General features: G+C 60.0%; 16 protein-coding genes. 11 read left to right on the top strand and 5 right to left on the bottom strand.

Annotated elements, in window-relative coordinates; all coding sequences use genetic code 11:
* The first annotated feature begins 24 nt into the window (after positions 1 to 24).
* Both QVF59_RS01435 and QVF59_RS01430 read left to right on the top strand, forming a co-directional pair.
* Entirely contained in the window at positions 25 to 999 is a 975-nt protein-coding gene (locus QVF59_RS01435; RefSeq protein ID WP_287876936.1) for an alpha/beta fold hydrolase, read from the top strand.
* Positions 1000 to 1065: 66 nt separating this feature from the next.
* Positions 1066 to 2124 carry a hypothetical protein gene (locus tag QVF59_RS01430; RefSeq protein ID WP_287876935.1) on the top strand — a complete coding sequence of 353 codons (1059 nt, stop codon included), beginning with the start codon at positions 1066 to 1068 and terminating at the stop codon, positions 2122 to 2124.
* Here the strand turns inward: QVF59_RS01430 and QVF59_RS01425 are convergent.
* Together QVF59_RS01425 and QVF59_RS01420 are read right to left on the bottom strand one after the other, a co-directional pair.
* Positions 2116 to 2502, bottom strand: coding sequence for a putative zinc-binding protein (locus QVF59_RS01425; protein WP_287876934.1), 387 nt, complete (start codon positions 2500 to 2502; stop codon positions 2116 to 2118). The two genes, QVF59_RS01430 and QVF59_RS01425, sit on opposite strands and share 9 nt — an antisense overlap.
* Positions 2503 to 2559: 57 nt before the next feature.
* A complete protein-coding gene (locus tag QVF59_RS01420) occupies positions 2560 to 3777 on the bottom strand; it encodes an alkaline phosphatase family protein (protein ID WP_287876932.1) in 1218 nt (405 codons plus the stop codon).
* A 75-nt stretch (positions 3778 to 3852) separates the two neighbouring features.
* Here QVF59_RS01420 and QVF59_RS01415 point away from each other — a divergent pair, with 75 nt between their 5' ends.
* Positions 3853 to 4200 carry a YkgJ family cysteine cluster protein gene (locus QVF59_RS01415; RefSeq protein ID WP_159875621.1) on the top strand — a complete coding sequence of 116 codons (348 nt, stop codon included), beginning with the start codon at positions 3853 to 3855 and terminating at the stop codon, positions 4198 to 4200.
* A 220-nt stretch (positions 4201 to 4420) separates the two neighbouring features.
* Here the strand turns inward: QVF59_RS01415 and QVF59_RS01410 are convergent, their stop codons facing one another.
* Together QVF59_RS01410 and QVF59_RS01405 are read right to left on the bottom strand one after the other, a co-directional pair.
* Entirely contained in the window at positions 4421 to 5602 is a 1182-nt protein-coding gene (locus QVF59_RS01410; RefSeq protein ID WP_159875622.1) for an acetyl-CoA C-acetyltransferase, read from the bottom strand.
* Between the two features lie 82 nt (positions 5603 to 5684).
* A complete protein-coding gene (locus tag QVF59_RS01405; protein WP_502866790.1) occupies positions 5685 to 7385 on the bottom strand; it encodes a PHA/PHB synthase family protein in 1701 nt (566 codons plus the stop codon).
* 446 nt (positions 7386 to 7831) lie between these two features.
* On the opposite strand from QVF59_RS01405, the gene QVF59_RS01400 reads away from it, so the two are divergent.
* From QVF59_RS01400 to QVF59_RS01390, 3 genes are read left to right on the top strand one after another with little or no spacing between them, the layout of a single operon-like run.
* A complete protein-coding gene (locus QVF59_RS01400; protein ID WP_287876928.1) occupies positions 7832 to 8485 on the top strand; it encodes a fumarylacetoacetate hydrolase family protein in 654 nt (217 codons plus the stop codon).
* The gene (locus QVF59_RS01395; protein WP_287876926.1) at positions 8482 to 8892 is read left to right on the top strand and encodes an RNA-binding S4 domain-containing protein; all 411 of its coding nucleotides are present in this window, start codon (positions 8482 to 8484) and stop codon (positions 8890 to 8892) included. The genes QVF59_RS01400 and QVF59_RS01395 overlap by 4 nt, the downstream gene beginning before the upstream one ends.
* Before the next feature lie 57 nt (positions 8893 to 8949).
* The gene (locus QVF59_RS01390) at positions 8950 to 10131 is read left to right on the top strand and encodes an MFS transporter (RefSeq protein WP_287876924.1); all 1182 of its coding nucleotides are present in this window, start codon (positions 8950 to 8952) and stop codon (positions 10129 to 10131) included.
* Here QVF59_RS01390 and QVF59_RS01385 read toward each other — a convergent pair.
* On the bottom strand, positions 10118 to 10897 hold the full coding sequence (locus QVF59_RS01385; RefSeq protein WP_287876922.1) for a helix-turn-helix transcriptional regulator: 780 nt from the start codon (positions 10895 to 10897) through the stop codon (positions 10118 to 10120). The genes QVF59_RS01390 and QVF59_RS01385 overlap by 14 nt on opposite strands.
* A gap of 240 nt (positions 10898 to 11137) precedes the next feature.
* Between QVF59_RS01385 and leuC the strand changes: the two genes are divergently transcribed.
* From leuC to leuB, 5 genes are read left to right on the top strand one after another with little or no spacing between them, the layout of a single operon-like run.
* The gene (gene leuC / locus QVF59_RS01380; RefSeq protein WP_287876920.1) at positions 11138 to 12544 is read left to right on the top strand and encodes a 3-isopropylmalate dehydratase large subunit; all 1407 of its coding nucleotides are present in this window, start codon (positions 11138 to 11140) and stop codon (positions 12542 to 12544) included.
* Positions 12545 to 12565: 21 nt separating this feature from the next.
* On the top strand, positions 12566 to 12718 hold the full coding sequence (locus QVF59_RS01375) for an entericidin EcnAB (protein ID WP_159875629.1): 153 nt from the start codon (positions 12566 to 12568) through the stop codon (positions 12716 to 12718).
* A 26-nt stretch (positions 12719 to 12744) separates the two neighbouring features.
* Entirely contained in the window at positions 12745 to 13389 is a 645-nt protein-coding gene (gene leuD, locus QVF59_RS01370; RefSeq protein ID WP_287876917.1) for a 3-isopropylmalate dehydratase small subunit, read from the top strand.
* Between the two features lie 13 nt (positions 13390 to 13402).
* Positions 13403 to 14164 (top strand): class I SAM-dependent methyltransferase, encoded by a 762-nt coding sequence (locus tag QVF59_RS01365; protein WP_287876916.1) that lies wholly within the window; start codon positions 13403 to 13405, stop codon positions 14162 to 14164.
* A gap of 44 nt (positions 14165 to 14208) precedes the next feature.
* Entirely contained in the window at positions 14209 to 15273 is a 1065-nt protein-coding gene (gene leuB, locus QVF59_RS01360; RefSeq protein ID WP_089086082.1) for a 3-isopropylmalate dehydrogenase, read from the top strand.
* Positions 15274 to 15331: the final 58 nt, after the last annotated feature.

Raw genomic sequence — 15331 nt, 5'->3', positions numbered from 1 at the left:
CCGTTTTGCATTGCAATATCCGGCTTGGATTTGTCGGGCGGGCATGACATCATCAAGGGCATGAACCTGATGCTGACGATAGTGCTGCTGGTATTTTCCAGTCTGCTGCTCCTGTGTTGTTTTCCCTCTGCTGCCGGCCAGTGGCTGTTACGTTGCAGTCTGTGGCTGGCGGGGTTTCGCAGCCGCCGGCTGTCTCTCCCGGATGGCGAGCTGGCTTATCTGGAAGGTGGTAGTGGCCACAGCGTATTGCTGATTCACGGCTTTGGCGGTGACGGCCCCACCAGTTGGGGCCGGGTGATGGCTGCGCTGGTCAAGCGCCACCACGTACTGGTTCCGGATTTGCTCTGGTTTGGTCGCAGCCATGCAACGGGTGAGCCGGCGCTACTGGCGCAGGCAGATGCACTGGAAGTGCTGATCCGCTCCTGCGTACCGGGTACGGTACAACTGGTGGGTTTGTCCTATGGTGGCTTTGTGGCGCTGGAGCTGGCACGGCGGATGCCGGAAAAGATAGGGCGGCTGGTCATCATGGCTTCGCCGGGCATGGCCTACACGCCGGATGACCAGCAAGATCTGCTGGCACGGGCGCAGGTGCAGACTGCCGAACAGCTGTTTGTACCAAGCGATGCCCAAGCCCTTGCCCGCATGATGGCGCTGGTGGGCAGTCCGCTGGCGCGCGCACCGCAGTACTTGCTCAGGGATGTCTGGCAATTCTATTACCGTGACCGTGCACCGCAGCTGCGTGCGTTGATGCAGGAACTGGCCACCGGCCAGCAGGCGCATGTCGAGCGCCTCAAGCAGCCGCTGACCATGCCGGCTGCGGTGGTGTGGGGGACGCAGGATGAAATTTTTCCCTTGCACATCGGTCAGCGCTTGGCCTTGCAGTTGGATGCACCGCTGATCACCATCGATGGTGGAACCCATGTCCTGCCCGTCGTGTCTGCCATAGAGACTGTGGCTGCCTTGAAGGATATTTTGCAGGTGACAACGCCGCAGACTTGATCCATGACCACTGCCGGGTACAGCATACCGGGCATACTACTGTTTTTGTTTGAGGGAGAGGTCCCAATGCTGGACTGGCTGTGGCAGAAACTGGGCCTGGATGAGGCTTCAAGGCAAAAGAAGGCTGATTTGCTGCATGCTATCGAGACAGTGATTGATGGCTGCGATGGTCGACTGCGATTGTTGCCGGGCTATCAGCAGCGTCTGCTCCCCGGAACCCGGCGTACGCTGGAATATCTGGCCGGGCTGCCCTGGCAGCGTATTGCGCCGCTGGAACTCTCCCTGCGCAGCTTTGCCACCGATCGCAGGCTGGGCCTGTTGTTTTCCAGCCCGCTCAGCCTGTTGCTGTGCCTGAAAGGCAGTGCTCCGCTGCAGTCGTTTTTTCTATCTGCCAGTCAGGGTGACGAAGCCTGGGCCATTATGAGCATGAGCCGCAGCGAAACCGTACGCTTTGGCATGGTGGAGCACAATGGCGAAGTCCGTACTGATGTCGCCCAGCAAGTTGTCAGTTTCGACCAGCATCGCCTGATCGACCCATCTGCCACTCCGGAGGATCTGCAACAGAGTACCCGTCACCATGGTCTTACCGTTCTGGTTGCCGTGATCGATCGTCGCATCAAGTTGCTGCAACAAATGCGGCTGGATTTACAGACCGAGCTGGAACAGCTTCAGCTAAAGCTGGCTACTTTCGGACAGGAGGGGCGGGTGGTGATTGATGCCACCGGAGGGGCTGGCACCCTGGCCCGTCTGCAGCCGGCTGATGCCCAGACCTTGCGTCAGCGCGAGGCCGAAGTGCAGCTGCAGTTACAGCCCCTGGCGCGACTGACCGAGCTGGATGGCATTCTTGACGTAGTACGCGAGGTACTGGAGCAGCCGGAAGGTTTTTTCCGTGTCGAAGCACAAACCATCTGCCTGAACCGCATGGGCGTACTGCATGATAGGGTGGATGCTGATGATGTGACTGCCCTCAGCTACGAGCAAGTGATACTGGGGCAGTTGCAGCCCATCTCCCGGGTGCTGATGCCGGTACATGTCCAGCGCCAGCATCTGCAAGAGCTGGAACAGCAGTTTGCCGAAGAGCTGGCCTCGCTGGAGCAGCAACAGTTGCAGAGTGGTTTATTCTGATTCTGTTTTTTTGTTGGCCAGTGCGCCGGCACTGTCCCGGATCAGCGGCCACACTTCTTCTGCCTGGCTGATGGCATAAGCCTGGTGCTTGTATTTGACCACTCCCTGGTCAGACAGCAGCAAGGCATGGTCGGCCTGCACTCCCGCCTGGCGCAGGCAGGCCTGCACACAGGAAAGACGGCATCCGTCTAATGCCAGAATGGGGCGACCGGATTGGGCCAGTTTAACCAGACCGGGCACACCGCCGCCAACACCGGCGATACAGGACATTTCCGCCAGACCTTCACGATCCAGGCGCAGCGCAAGGTCATTAGCCATCTGGGCGGCGCTGGAGCAGCCCGAACAAGCGTAGACCAGAGGAAATTTATTGGATGTCATGCCTCATTGTGCGATGCATGGCAGGCTTGGCGGTATCAGCCGCAGGCATCAGAACGGCTACTCCTTCTGGGGGAGGCGCAGGATCAGTGGCACGTACATTTCCGCTGCGCTCACCCCGCCATGTTGGCCGGGCAGATGAAGTGGTTTCTCCTGCGGTAGGGTATCGCGGATGCTCCAGTCATCTTGTGCCAGCAGGGTGACATCACCGCAACGGCTTGCCAGTTGCGGATGTATGTTGCCCGGACCAAAGGCACCGGCCTCCAGCAACTGTCTGCTGTCCACTACCCAGCAAGCATGGCCTAGCTGCTGTCGGGCCAGACTGATGAAGGCGTCGCGCAGCCCCGGTTTTACGTGGCAGAACACCGCCCGGCGCTCGCCGGACAGGGGCTGGTTCAGCATGGTGTACAGTGCCGGGAAATCCTCGTCCAGACTGATCTGCCGTGCGCGGGGGGTATCGATAAAACCATGGTCGGCGGTAAGTAGGATGGCACTGTCGGTTTGGTCGGCAATGTCAGCCAACTGGGTAAAGGCCGCATCTAGCTGGGTAAACAAGGCTTGTACTGGGCGCGAGTGACAGCCCTGTCGGTGCATCAGGCTGTCCAATTGTGGCAGGTAAAGATAGTGGAAACCCGGTGCCTGATCTTGCTGCAGGCTGGTGGCCAACTGGGCAAAGGCATCCTCAACATCCCGATAGGCAGTACGCTTGATGTTTCCTGCATGGTGCAGACTGTAGGGAGAATCCGCAATGTAGTGTGGTTGCAGTATCTCTGCCTTCCGCCCCAGTTGTGGCAGCAAGGGTGGGCACACCAGCAACTGGCGTGCCAGTTGTTCCGGTGTTCGCGTACTTACGGCTGGATGCCGTACCGACATGGGCAAGGGAGCCACAATACTCTCTTGTCCGGCCTCCCTGGCCTGGCAATACAGATGCCAGCCAATCAGCCCATGGCTGGCGGGGGTGTGGCCGGTCAGCAAGGTGGTGATGGCTGCTGCCGTAGTTGCTGGAAACACGCTGCTCAGGGTGGTTAGCTGATGACGGTACAGCATGCTGTCCGGGCCTAGTGTGCGCAGCTGCTGTTCGCCCAGACCATCAATGAGTATCAGTACCACATGCTGGTGCCGGGTGATACCGGACAGCCATGGCTGGTGTAGCCCGGCATGCCCGGTATGTGGGCCGCCCAGTTCGCGGCTCAGGCTGGCCATGAGATTGAGCAGGCTGCCACCCTGGTAATCGGGCCAATGGCTGCCGGGAAAGAGCATGGAGAGCGAAGAGGGCATGAAAACTCGCAATACGGCTGAAATCCACCCAGCTTACAGGCATACTGTGCCGACTTGAATCTCTGGTTTATCCGTATGTCCCAAGCCGAGCAAAACATCTGTCAGCGCTGTGGTGCCTGCTGTGCCGCCTTCCGGGTGAGTTTTCATTACTCCGAACTGGATACCGAGCCGGGGGGCTGCGTTCCGGCACGGCTGGCTGATGAGGAAACTGCCACCATCATGCGCATGCGTGGTACCGATTATGCCCGCCCGCGCTGCATTGCCCTGGTGGGCAAGGTGGGGGAATCGGTCAGTTGTGGCATTTACAGCGAGCGGCCTTCTCCCTGTCGTGAGTTTGGTGCTCGCGCCAGTATTGGCATTTATGAAGAAGCGTGTAATCGAGCACGGGCTCAAAACGGCTTGCCGCGTTTGCAACTGGACTAAAAGCCATATATTTTCACTGGGAATCGATGTACTGCCCGCTATGCTGAAAAAACGCTGTGTGCTGCAGGATAAATACCCTGCCGTCTTGCGTAATGTCTCCACCTCGGCCAGCCAGCAGGGCGGTTGACCGAAACTGCCCCGGCCAGTACGCCGGGGCTTTTTTGTGGCAATAAAAAACCGGGCATGTGCCCGGTTTTCTGTCTGGCTTCGGCTGGATCGATCAGCGGCGCTCAACTGCAAGTGCCACGCCCATGCCACCACCAATGCACAGGGTTGCCAGGCCTTTCTTGGCATCGCGACGCTGCATTTCATGCAGCAGGGTAACCAGAACGCGGCAGCCGGATGCACCAATCGGATGGCCCAGCGCAATAGCACCACCATTGACGTTAACCTTGTCCGCACTCCAGCCCAGTTCACGCGCCACACCCAGAGCCTGGGCAGCGAAGGCTTCGTTGGCCTCTACCAGATCCAGCTGTTCCACAGACCAGCCAGCTTTTTCCACGGCCTTGCGGGTGGCGGCAACCGGGCCGATACCCATGATTTCCGGTGCGCAACCAGTCAGGGCATAACCACGGATCACGGCCAGCGGTTTCAGGCCCAGCTGTTCAGCCTTGGCAGCAGTCATCAGCATCACGGCAGCTGCACCGTCATTGATGCCGGAGGCGTTACCGGCGGTCACGGTGCCATCTTTCTTGAAGGCCGGACGCAGTTTGGCCAGGGTTTCGGCGGTGGTGCCTGCCTTGATGTATTCGTCGGCATCAACAGCCAGCGGGTCGCCCTTGCGCTGCGGAACCAGTACCGGAATGATTTCGTCCTTGAACTTGCCGGCCTTCTGGGCTGCTTCAGCGCGGTTCTGCGAGGCCAGGGCCAACGCGTCCTGTTCTTCGCGGCTGATGCCGTATTTCTCAGCCACATTCTCAGCGGTGATACCCATGTGGTACTGGTTGTATACGTCGGTCAGACCATCGGCGACCATGGTATCCACCAACTGGGCATTGCCCATGCGGAAACCATCACGCGAACCTGGCAGAATGTGCGGGGACAGTGACATGTTTTCCTGACCGCCGGCAATTACGATTTCGGCATCGCCATTGGCAATGGCCTGGGCTGCCAGATGCACGGCACGCAGGCCGGAGCCGCATACCACGTTCAGGGTGGAGGCAGGAGTGGTGATCGGCAGGCCTGCCTTGATCACGGCCTGGCGGGCCGGGTTCTGGCCAGAGCCAGCAGTCAGCACCTGGCCCAGAATCACTTCACTGACGTCTTCCGGTTTTACGCCGGTCTGGGCCAGCAGGCCCTTGATGACGGTGGCACCCAGTTCGGGTGCCGGTACCTTGGACAGTGCACCACCAAAACTGCCTACGGCAGTGCGCAGGGCGGCAACAATCACGATTTCTTGCATAGCTAACTCTCCGTTATGGTTCTGCGGTGGGGGCTCCTGTCAGGAGCATGTGCCCGGCATGCATGTGCCGGGCATCGGGTGATTATTGCAGGCTGGCTACCGTGCTGGGCATGGCCTTGGCCAGTACATAAGTGCCAGGGGCGGCTACCAGAGCCGGGAACTCCTTGCTGCCGGCAGTTTTGGGAGCGGCAACTTTCTTGCCCGACTGCGGGGCCAACCAGTTGTCCCAGTCCTTCCACCAACTGCCCGGACGGCTTTCAGCATTTTCCAGCCATACTTCCGGGTCATCGACCAGATTTTCATTCACCCAGTAGTTACGCTTGTCCTTGGTAACCGGGTTGATGGAGCCGGCAATATGGCCGGACGCACCCAGTACGAAGCGGCGCGACGGTGCACCGGTCATGTACTTGATACCGGAGAAGGCGGACTTCCACGGTACGATGTGGTCTTCGCGTGCGGCAAACACGTACAGCGGAATATCCAGTTTGCTGATGTCGATGGGAATATCACACAGGGTGATGGCATTTTTCTTTACCAGCGCATTGTTCAGGTAGAACTGGCGCAGGAAGAAGGTATGCATTGGCAGGGGCAGGTCGACGGCGTCGTTGTTCCAGTACAAGAGGTCAAACGGGGCCGGGGTCTTGCCCAGCAGGTAGTTGTTGACCACGTAGTTCCATACCAGATCGTTGGCGCGCAGGCTGGCAAAGGTGCGGCCGATTTCCTTGCCGCTGACTATGCCACCGCTGGCCAGCTTGGCTTCGCGGCTGGCGACCAGCTTTTCGTCGATGAATACCTTGATCTCACCCGGATCTTCATGGTCAACCAGCGAAGTCATGAAAGTGGCGCTGTCGATCAGTTTGATACCCTTGGCCTGCATCACGCACAGCGAGGTATTGAGGATGACGCCACCAACGCAGAAGCCCAGCGCGTTCATGCTTGGTTGCTTGGTGATTTTCTTGACGGTTTCCGCCGCGGCAATCACGCCTTTTTCGATATAGCTTTCCCAGGTGAAATGCTTCATTTCCGGTACGGCCGAGCGCCAGCTGATCAGGAAGACCTTGTAACCCTGGGCCACGAAGTGGCGCACCATGGAATTGTCCGGCTGCAGGTCCATCAGGTAGTACTTGTTGATGCAGGGCGGCACGATGAGCAGCGGTTTTTCGTACACCTCGGTGGTGGTGGGGGTGTACTGGATCAGTTCGATCAGCTCGTTGCGGAAAATCACTTCGCCCGGCGTGGTGGCGATATTCTTGCCGATGTCGAACTTGCTTTCATCCGACATCGAGATATGGCCCTTCTGGATGTCTTCGGCCATGTTCTTCATGCCTTCCACCAGGCTTTCGCCCTTGGTTTCCAGTGCCCGCTTGATGACTTCCGGGTTGGTCAGCATGAAGTTGGTGGGGGCCATCGCATCCAGGTACTGGCGGGTGGCAAAGGCCAGCTTTTCCTTGGACTCGTCTTCAAGCTGGGACTGATCGACCAGCTCGGTCATCCACTTGGATGTTTGCAGATAGCTTTGCTTGAGGAAGCTGTAGAAGGGGTGTTCGTTCCACTCCGGTGCGGCAAAGCGACGATCGCTGCCGGCAGCCGGTGCGGCGGCTGCCTCAGCTGGTTTCTGGCCGAGGAACTGCAGCCACATATTCATTTGCTGCTGGTAGAGATTGGTCTGCATGGCCAGCATCTGGTTGGTGTTGCTCACCATCTGGTTCCAGGCACCGGAAATGGGGTTGGCAGCTGCGTCCAGTGGCATGCCGGCGGTCATCGAATTGACAAACTGCTGCATCCACTGTTGGTTAGCCTCTGAGAGGCTGGAGAAGAAACTCTCCAGGGAAGCGGTCGTGTCCTGAGTCAAGGTACATCTCCTTAACATGCCGTGAGAGGTGGGTGGATACGTGCTGTCCGGGGCGGTCGGGCGGTGCCGCCGCCGGGGTACTCGCTGACTGTAACAGGACTGTATGACAATTTCACCGGCTGGCGGTATGCCGGCCTGAAAAAATCCACGGTGAGTGCAGGGCTGTTGCGGCAATGCACAAATCATGTCCATGTCCTTAACCCAATGACACAGGGTTTGCCCTGTTTCCGTGTCATGTCATCGTCCTGAAGTTGGCAGGAGCGGGCTGCATGGTAGCAGAGATTGTGCCATAAATGACGTTTGTATAATTAATGACGGCCTCCCGCCAGACGGTTACATCTGGGATAATCAGCAGCTTGAACCGGAAGGAGTGCACCATGGCGGTTGTCATGTTTGAAGGCGTGGAACAGAAAATTGGCAATATTTTCTGCATCGGTCGCAATTATGCGGCCCATGTGGCGGAGCTGGGAAATCAGCTGGAAGAGGAGCCGCTGGTGTTCCTCAAGCCTACCTCGGCCCTCACCATGAGCAGGCAGGATATTGCGCTGCCGGCCTATTCCTCAGACGTGCACCACGAGTGTGAGCTGGTCCTGCTGATCGGCAAGGGTGGCAGTGATATTGCCGCGGCGGATGCGCTGTCTCAGATTGCGGGAGTGGGCATCGGTCTGGACCTGACCGCGCGCGATGTGCAAAGTGAGGCCAAGCAGGGTGGCAAGCCCTGGACCAAGGCCAAGGGCTTTCGCCATGCGGCCTGCGTGTCTGATTTTGTTGCGGCTTCCTGTCTCGACTTGGGGCAGCCATTCACCTTCAGCCTGCAGGTGAATGGTGAAACCCGTCAGCAGGGCGATACCAGCCTGATGCTGTATCCACTGGCCACCATCATCCATTACCTGTCGCAGACCTACGGCCTGACGGCAGGCGATCTGATCTACACCGGCACGCCGCAAGGCGTGGCTGCGCTGCACGCGGGTGATGTGCTGCATCTGCAACTGGACGGTGTGGTGAGTGCCGACTGGACGGTGGTCGCATGAGCCGCCCGCGCGAGCAGGACGAAGACGATGGCAAGGTAAGGCTGGACAAGTGGCTATGGGCTGCGCGCTTTTACAAGACGCGCCAGCTGGCGCACGAGGCGCTGGAGCTGGGGCGGGTGCTGGTGAGTGGCGAGCGGGTGAAGGCTTCGCGCATCGTGCGCGAGGGTGATGAACTGTTGCTGCGCATCAACCAGCTGGAATACCGCATTACCGTGTTGCAACTGGCCACCCAGCGTCGTCCGGCCAAGGAGGCCGTGCTGATGTATCAGGAGGACGAAGCGAGCAAGGCTGAGCGCGAGGAGCGCATGCTGCTGCTGAAGGCAGAACATGCCAGCTTTCCGCATGGCGAAGGCCGTCCCACCAAGAAAGCCCGGCGGGATATTTCCCGCTTCAAGGGCACCCTGTAATGACCATGCCACCGTTCCAGATTCCGGACGGTAGCAGCTTTATCTGATTGTGTATTGATGTCTGCCTCATCTGCTGTTGCTGCTCCCTCCCTGCGTCCTTTCGCGCTGTTCTATTTTGCCTATTTTGCCTTTCAGGGTTTGTTCGGCCCGTTCTGGGGCTTGTATCTGGAGTCTCTGTCATTCTCAGCACTGCAGATTTCCGTGCTGATGGCGCTGTCCACGCTGGCGCGTATCGTGGCACCCGGCTTCTGGGGCTGGCTGGCAGACCGGCAAGGGCGGCGACGGGCCATCATCATCAGTACCTCGCTGTGTTCGGCGCTGGCGTTTGCGCTGGTGGGGCTGGGTAATGGCTTCTGGTGGATTTTCACCAGTCTGGCTGTATCGCATTTCTTTTGGGCCGGGGCCTTGCCGCTGGTGGAAGCCAGCACGGCCAATCTGACGCGTGCCCAGCCGGGGCGCTACAGCCGGGTACGAGTGTGGGGATCCATCGGCTTTGTCTGCCTGTCCATGGTGGGCGGCTATGTGCTGGACCTGATCCATCTGGTCAATCTGCCCTGGGCCTTGCTGCTGTTGCTGGCATTCATCGTGTTGGCAGGCTGGTTCGTGCCGGATGTCAGCAACCCTCGCCATCATCAAGCGGCCGGGCCGATCTGGCAGACCTTGCGCCAGCCACGCGTGCTGGCCTTGTTTGCCTGTTGCTTCCTGATGGCTTATGCCCACGGGCCTTATTACACCTTTTATTCCATCGGCCTGCGCCATGCAGGTTATGACAAGGGTGCCATCGGCTTGTTGTGGTCGGTGGGGGTGATCAGCGAAATCCTGGTGTTCCTGCTGATGCCGCGCATCATGGGACGGTTTTCGCTGGAGCGGCTGATGCTGGCTTCACTGCTGACCGCGGTATGGCGCTTTGTGTTGATTGCCTGTGCGGTGGAGCAGCCGGTGCTGGCGGTGCTGGCGCAAAGCATGCATGCGCTGACCTTCGGCCTGCACCATGCCACTTCGGTGGGGCTGATTCACCGCCTGTTTGCCCAGCAGCACCAGGGCCGGGCGCAGGGCTTGTACATCATCGCCTCGTTTGGTGTGGGCGGCAGTTCTGGCGGGCTGGTTGGCGGTTTGTTGTGGCCGCATGGCGGCATGTTGCTGACGTTTGGCATGTCGGTAGTGGCCGCCGCGCTGGGCGTGCTGGTGTGCCTGCGCTGGTTGCGGCCGGAACCCTGCGCCAAGCCTACAGCAGCATGATCAGCTTCAGTTCCGGTGCAGCAGCCAGATTCAGCGTCAGCTGCTGATACACCAGGCGGCCGCGCTGCGGATGGTTGAAGGCGCGCTCGCCGCCTTCGCGACCCTGCACGTCATGCTGTTGCCACAGCGTATCGAATTCCGCACTGCCCTGACGCAGGGTGTCCACCCATTGCCGGATGTTGTTTTCCTCCAGCCGCTCACCCGCATCGGCGCGAAACTCTGCCACCATGCGCCGCGCCCGTACCGGCCAGTCCTCTACCAGCTGGCGTGACTCGGCGCGCAAAAACATGAAATCCAGCAAATTGTGCCGTGCCAGTGGCTGGTCCAGCCAGCCGCTGAACAATTCGGCCGCCAGCGTATTCCAGGCCAGTGCATCCCAGTTGGCATCCAGTACATAAGCCGGTGCGCCAATGACATCTACCGCGTCACGCAAGGCCTGACGCGATTGCGGATTGCGTTCGACAGGCCTGTCCTGCGGGTTTTTCAGTCCGGCCAGCTTGAACAGGTAATCGCGCTCGGCATGGGTCAGCAGCAGGGCATCGGCCAGGCGTGACAGCGTGGGGGCGGATACCGACTGGCTGCGCCCCTGTTCAATCCAGGTCAGCCAGGTGGGGCTGATGCCGCACAGTGCGGCCACTTCTTCGCGCCGCAGGCCTTTGGCACGACGGCGCGCGCCGGCTGGCAGCCCGGCTTGCTGCGGGCTGACCCTTTCGCGATGGGCACGGATGAACTCGCCCAGCGGGCTGGTGGTTTTGCTCTGGCTCATGCTGATTCCTGATGGAGTTTCCACTTTAATGTGGTAGTGCTAGTACTAGTATAAATGCTTATCTTGTACTAGGAAAAAAGCTGCGCGATGATGTGTGCCAACAGCAGCCAATCACTGTGGCGCACAGCGGCCAAGGCAAGCAGGACAGCCTTGTGGCGGTAATGATCAGCGTGACAGAATGGCTGCCTTGTATCCGGCAAACCGGCGGTGTTGCAACCGCCATTTCACGAGCAGGAAGCCATGACAGCACAAACTCTTTACGACAAGCTCTGGTCCAGCCATGTAGTGCGGGAAGAGGCCGACGGTACGGTTCTTCTTTATATCGACCGTCACCTGGTGCATGAAGTCACCAGCCCGCAAGCCTTTGAAGGCCTGAAACTGGCCGGTCGCGGCCTGTGGCGTGTGGACTCGGTGGTATCCACCGCCGACCACAACACCCCGACCGACCACTGGGACGAAGGCATCAAGGACCCGATCTCGCGCCAGCAGGTGGAAACCCTGGACGCCAACATCAAGTCCTTTGGCGCCCTGGCTTACTTCCCGTTCAAGGACAAGGGGCAGGGCATTGTGCATGTGATGGGGCCGGAACAGGGCGCCACTCTGCCGGGCATGACCGTGGTCTGTGGTGACAGCCACACCTCCACCCACGGTGCCTTCGGTGCGCTGGCACACGGCATCGGCACTTCGGAAGTGGAACACGTGATGGCGACCCAGTGCCTGGTAGCCAAGAAGTCCAAGAACATGCTGGTGAAGGTGAATGGCCCGCTGCCTGCCGGCATTACCGGCAAGGACGTGGCGCTGGCCATCATCGGCAAGATCGGCACTGCGGGCGGTACCGGCTATGCCATCGAATTCGGTGGTGAGGCTATCCGCAGCCTGTCGATGGAAGGCCGCATGACCTTGTGCAATATGGCCATCGAAGCCGGTGCCCGTTCCGGCATGGTGGCGGTGGATGACAAGACCATCGACTACGTCAAGGGCCGTCCGTTTGCACCGAGTGGGGCGCAGTGGGACGCAGCCGTGGCCTACTGGAACACCTTGCATACCGACGAAGGTGCGCATTTTGACGCCGTGGTGGAGCTGGAAGCCAGCGACATCAAGCCGCAAGTGACCTGGGGCACCTCGCCGGAAATGGTGACCGATATTGACGGCATCGTGCCGGACCCGGCTGCCGAAGCCGACCCGGTGAAGAAGGGCAGTATTGAACGCGCGCTGGCCTATATGGGTCTGACCGCCAATACCCCGGTGAAAGAGATTCCGGTCGACATCGTGTTTATCGGCTCCTGTACCAATTCCCGTATCGAAGACCTGCGTGAAGCCGCTGCCGTGGCCCGTGGCCGCACCAAGGCGGCTAGCGTAAAACAGGTACTGGTGGTGCCAGGTTCCGGTCTGGTGAAGGCACAGGCTGAAGCCGAAGGACTGGACAAGATTTTCATCGCGGCAGGTTTTGAATGGCGCGAGCCGGGTTGCTCCATGTGTCTGGCGATGAATGCCGACCGTCTGCAACCGGGCGAGCGTTGCGCCTCCACCTCCAACCGCAACTTCGAAGGCCGTCAGGGGCAGGGTGGGCGTACCCATCTGGTCAGCCCGGCCATGGCGGCGGCAGCAGGGGTGACCGGCCATTTTGTTGACATCCGTCAGCTTTAACTCTGCGAAAGGAATTCATCCATGAAAAAAATTGCACTCAGCCTGTTTGTGGCCATTCTGCTGTCTGCCTGCAATACCTTACACGGCGCGGGTGAAGACCTCAAACAAGGTGGCCAGGCTGTCGGCCACGGCATCCAGAAGGCCGGACAGGCCATCGAAAACGCTGCCCAGTAAGGGCAGCCTGATTCGGAAAGAATCTCATGAAAGCATTCAATAAACTGGACGGGCTGGTGTGCCCGCTCGATCGCGCCAATGTTGATACCGACGCGATCATCCCCAAGCAGTTTCTCAAGTCGATCAAGCGTTCCGGCTTTGGCCCCAACCTGTTCGACGAGTGGCGCTATCTGGACCACGGCGAACCGGGCATGGACAACAGCGTACGTCCGCTCAATCCGGACTTCGTGCTCAACTTCCCGCGCTACGCCGGTGCGCAAGTGCTGCTGGCGCGTGAAAACTTCGGCTGTGGTTCCAGCCGCGAACACGCACCGTGGGCACTGGACGACCAGGGCTTCCGCGTGGTGATCGCCCCCAGCTTTGCCGACATCTTCTTCAACAACTGCTACAAGAACGGCCTGTTGCCCATCGTGCAGCCGGCTGACGTAGTGGACCAGCTGTTCCGCGAGTGCGAAGCCAGCGAAGGCTACCGCCTGACGGTGGATCTGGCAGCGCAGACCATCACCACCCCGTCCGGCCAGTCGTTTGCCTTTGATGTCACCGAGCATCGCAAGCACTGCCTGCTGGGCGGTCTGGATGAAATCGGCCTCACCTTGCAGCACGCGGACGAAATCAAGACCTACGAGGCGGCCCGCCGCCAGTCCCAGCCCTGGTTGTTCCACCAGGCCTGAACCGGAGAATGACATGAGCCAGAGCGCACACGCAGAACACGTCCAGCAACAATTCGGTGCCCAGGCCGCGGCCTACCTGCACAGCCAGGTACACGCTCAGGGCGCGGAGTTTGCCCAGCTACAGCAAGCCGTGCGTGAGCATGGCAAGGCGCGGGTGCTGGACCTGGGCTGCGGTGCCGGCCATGTCAGCTTCCAGGTGGCCGAATATGCTGGCAGCGTAGTGGCTTACGACTTGTCGGCCAGCATGCTGCAAGTGGTGGCGGACGAAGCGGCAGCGCGAGGCCTTGGCACGCTCACCACCCGGCAAGGCGCGGCCGAACAACTCCCATTTGCCGATGGCGAATTCGACTTCGTGTTCAGCCGCTACTCCGCCCACCACTGGGGTGATCTGGGCCTCGCGCTGCGCGAGGCGCGTCGGGTGCTCAAACCCGGTGGCAAGCTTGCCTTCATCGACGTGATGTCGCCCGGCCAGCCGCTGCTGGATACCTATCTGCAAGCAGTGGAAGTGCTGCGCGATACCAGCCATGTGCACAACTACGCCATGGCCGAATGGCTGGGCGCACTGTCCGCTGCCGGCTGGCAAGTGCAGCAGGTGACGCGGCAAAAGCTGCGGCTGGAATTCGGCGTGTGGGTGGAACGCATGCGCACACCGCAAACCATGCGCGAGGCCATTCGCCTGTTACAGCAGTCGGTGGGGCAGGAAGTGCGCGACTACTACGCCATCGAGGCCGATGGCAGCTTTACCGTCGACGTGATCGTACTGTGGGCAGCATGAAGATTTCAAAATACTAAGTAATCAGAGACAGCAAAGGATAAATCATGAAAATCGCCGTATTGCCGGGTGACGGCATTGGTCCGGAAATCATTGCCCAGGCACGTCGCGTGCTGGATGTACTGCGTCAGGACGGCCTGCCGATCGAGCTGGAAGAAGCCCCGCTGGGCGGTGCCGGCTACGACGCCTATGGCGTGCCGTATCCGGAATTCACCCAGAAGCTGTGCCGTGCAGCCGACGCCGTGCTGCTGGGTGCCGTTGGCGGCCCGCAATACGACACGCTGGATCGCCCGCTGCGTCCCGAGCGCGGTCTGCTGGCCATCCGCAAGGACCTGAACCTGTTTGCCAACCTGCGTCCGGCCATCCTGTACCCGGAACTGGCCAATGCCTCCACCCTGAAGCCGGAAGTGGTGTCGGGTCTGGACATCATGATCGTGCGCGAACTCACCGGTGACATCTACTTTGGTCAGCCGCGTGGCATGGGTGTGAACGAGCAGGGCGAGCGCGAAGCCTTCAACACCATGCGCTACAGCGAAAGCGAAGTGCGTCGCATCGCTCACGTTGCCTTTGGCATTGCCATGAAGCGCAACAAGAAGCTGTGTTCGGTCGACAAGGCCAATGTGCTGGAAACCACCGAGTTCTGGAAAGAAATCATGATCGACGTGGCGCGCGAATACCCGCAGGTAGAGCTGAGCCACATGTATGTGGACAATGCCGCCATGCAGCTGGTGCGCAACCCCAAGCAGTTCGACGTGATGGTGACCGGCAACATCTTTGGCGACATCCTGTCCGACGAAGCCTCCATGCTCACCGGCTCCATCGGCATGCTGCCGTCGGCCTCGCTGGACCAGAACAACAAGGGCCTGTACGAGCCCTCGCACGGTTCTGCACCGGACATCGCCGGCAAAAACCTGGCCAATCCGCTGGCCACCATCCTGTCTGCCGCCATGATGCTGCGCTACACCTTTGCCCAGGAAGAAGCTGCCCAGCGCGTGGAAAACGCGGTCAAGACGGTGCTGGCCCAAGGCTACCGCACCGGCGACATCTTCGAAGCGGGCTGCCAGAAAGTCAGCTGCTCCGGCATGGGTGACGCGGTGGTGGCAGCGCTGTAAAAAAAACTTCACCCGGATAGGGTTGACCCCATTGCCACCTGCGCTATCGCGCTGCACA

This window comes from Aquitalea sp., assembly GCF_030150775.1.
In the GTDB taxonomy this organism is placed as follows: Bacteria; Pseudomonadota; Gammaproteobacteria; order Burkholderiales; family Chromobacteriaceae; genus Aquitalea; species Aquitalea denitrificans.
The sequence above is the reverse complement of the archived record's forward strand: the minus strand, read 5'-3'. Positions and strand labels throughout refer to the sequence as shown.

Coding starts and splice junctions, on each gene's coding strand:
- QVF59_RS01425 (WP_287876934.1), bottom strand. CDS start 2,502: ATGACATCCAATAAATTTCCTCTGGTCTACGCTTGTTCGGGCTGCTCC.
- QVF59_RS01405 (WP_502866790.1), bottom strand. CDS start 7,385: ATGCAGCAGTTTGTCAATTCGATGACCGCCGGCATGCCACTGGACGCA.
- leuC (WP_287876920.1), top strand. CDS start 11,138: ATGACAGCACAAACTCTTTACGACAAGCTCTGGTCCAGCCATGTAGTG.
- QVF59_RS01410 (WP_159875622.1), bottom strand. CDS start 5,602: ATGCAAGAAATCGTGATTGTTGCCGCCCTGCGCACTGCCGTAGGCAGT.
- QVF59_RS01365 (WP_287876916.1), top strand. CDS start 13,403: ATGAGCCAGAGCGCACACGCAGAACACGTCCAGCAACAATTCGGTGCC.
- QVF59_RS01395 (WP_287876926.1), top strand. CDS start 8,482: ATGAGCCGCCCGCGCGAGCAGGACGAAGACGATGGCAAGGTAAGGCTG.
- QVF59_RS01420 (WP_287876932.1), bottom strand. CDS start 3,777: ATGCCCTCTTCGCTCTCCATGCTCTTTCCCGGCAGCCATTGGCCCGAT.
- QVF59_RS01430 (WP_287876935.1), top strand. CDS start 1,066: ATGCTGGACTGGCTGTGGCAGAAACTGGGCCTGGATGAGGCTTCAAGG.
- QVF59_RS01415 (WP_159875621.1), top strand. CDS start 3,853: ATGTCCCAAGCCGAGCAAAACATCTGTCAGCGCTGTGGTGCCTGCTGT.
- QVF59_RS01385 (WP_287876922.1), bottom strand. CDS start 10,897: ATGAGCCAGAGCAAAACCACCAGCCCGCTGGGCGAGTTCATCCGTGCC.
- QVF59_RS01375 (WP_159875629.1), top strand. CDS start 12,566: ATGAAAAAAATTGCACTCAGCCTGTTTGTGGCCATTCTGCTGTCTGCC.
- QVF59_RS01390 (WP_287876924.1), top strand. CDS start 8,950: ATGTCTGCCTCATCTGCTGTTGCTGCTCCCTCCCTGCGTCCTTTCGCG.
- leuD (WP_287876917.1), top strand. CDS start 12,745: ATGAAAGCATTCAATAAACTGGACGGGCTGGTGTGCCCGCTCGATCGC.
- QVF59_RS01400 (WP_287876928.1), top strand. CDS start 7,832: ATGGCGGTTGTCATGTTTGAAGGCGTGGAACAGAAAATTGGCAATATT.
- leuB (WP_089086082.1), top strand. CDS start 14,209: ATGAAAATCGCCGTATTGCCGGGTGACGGCATTGGTCCGGAAATCATT.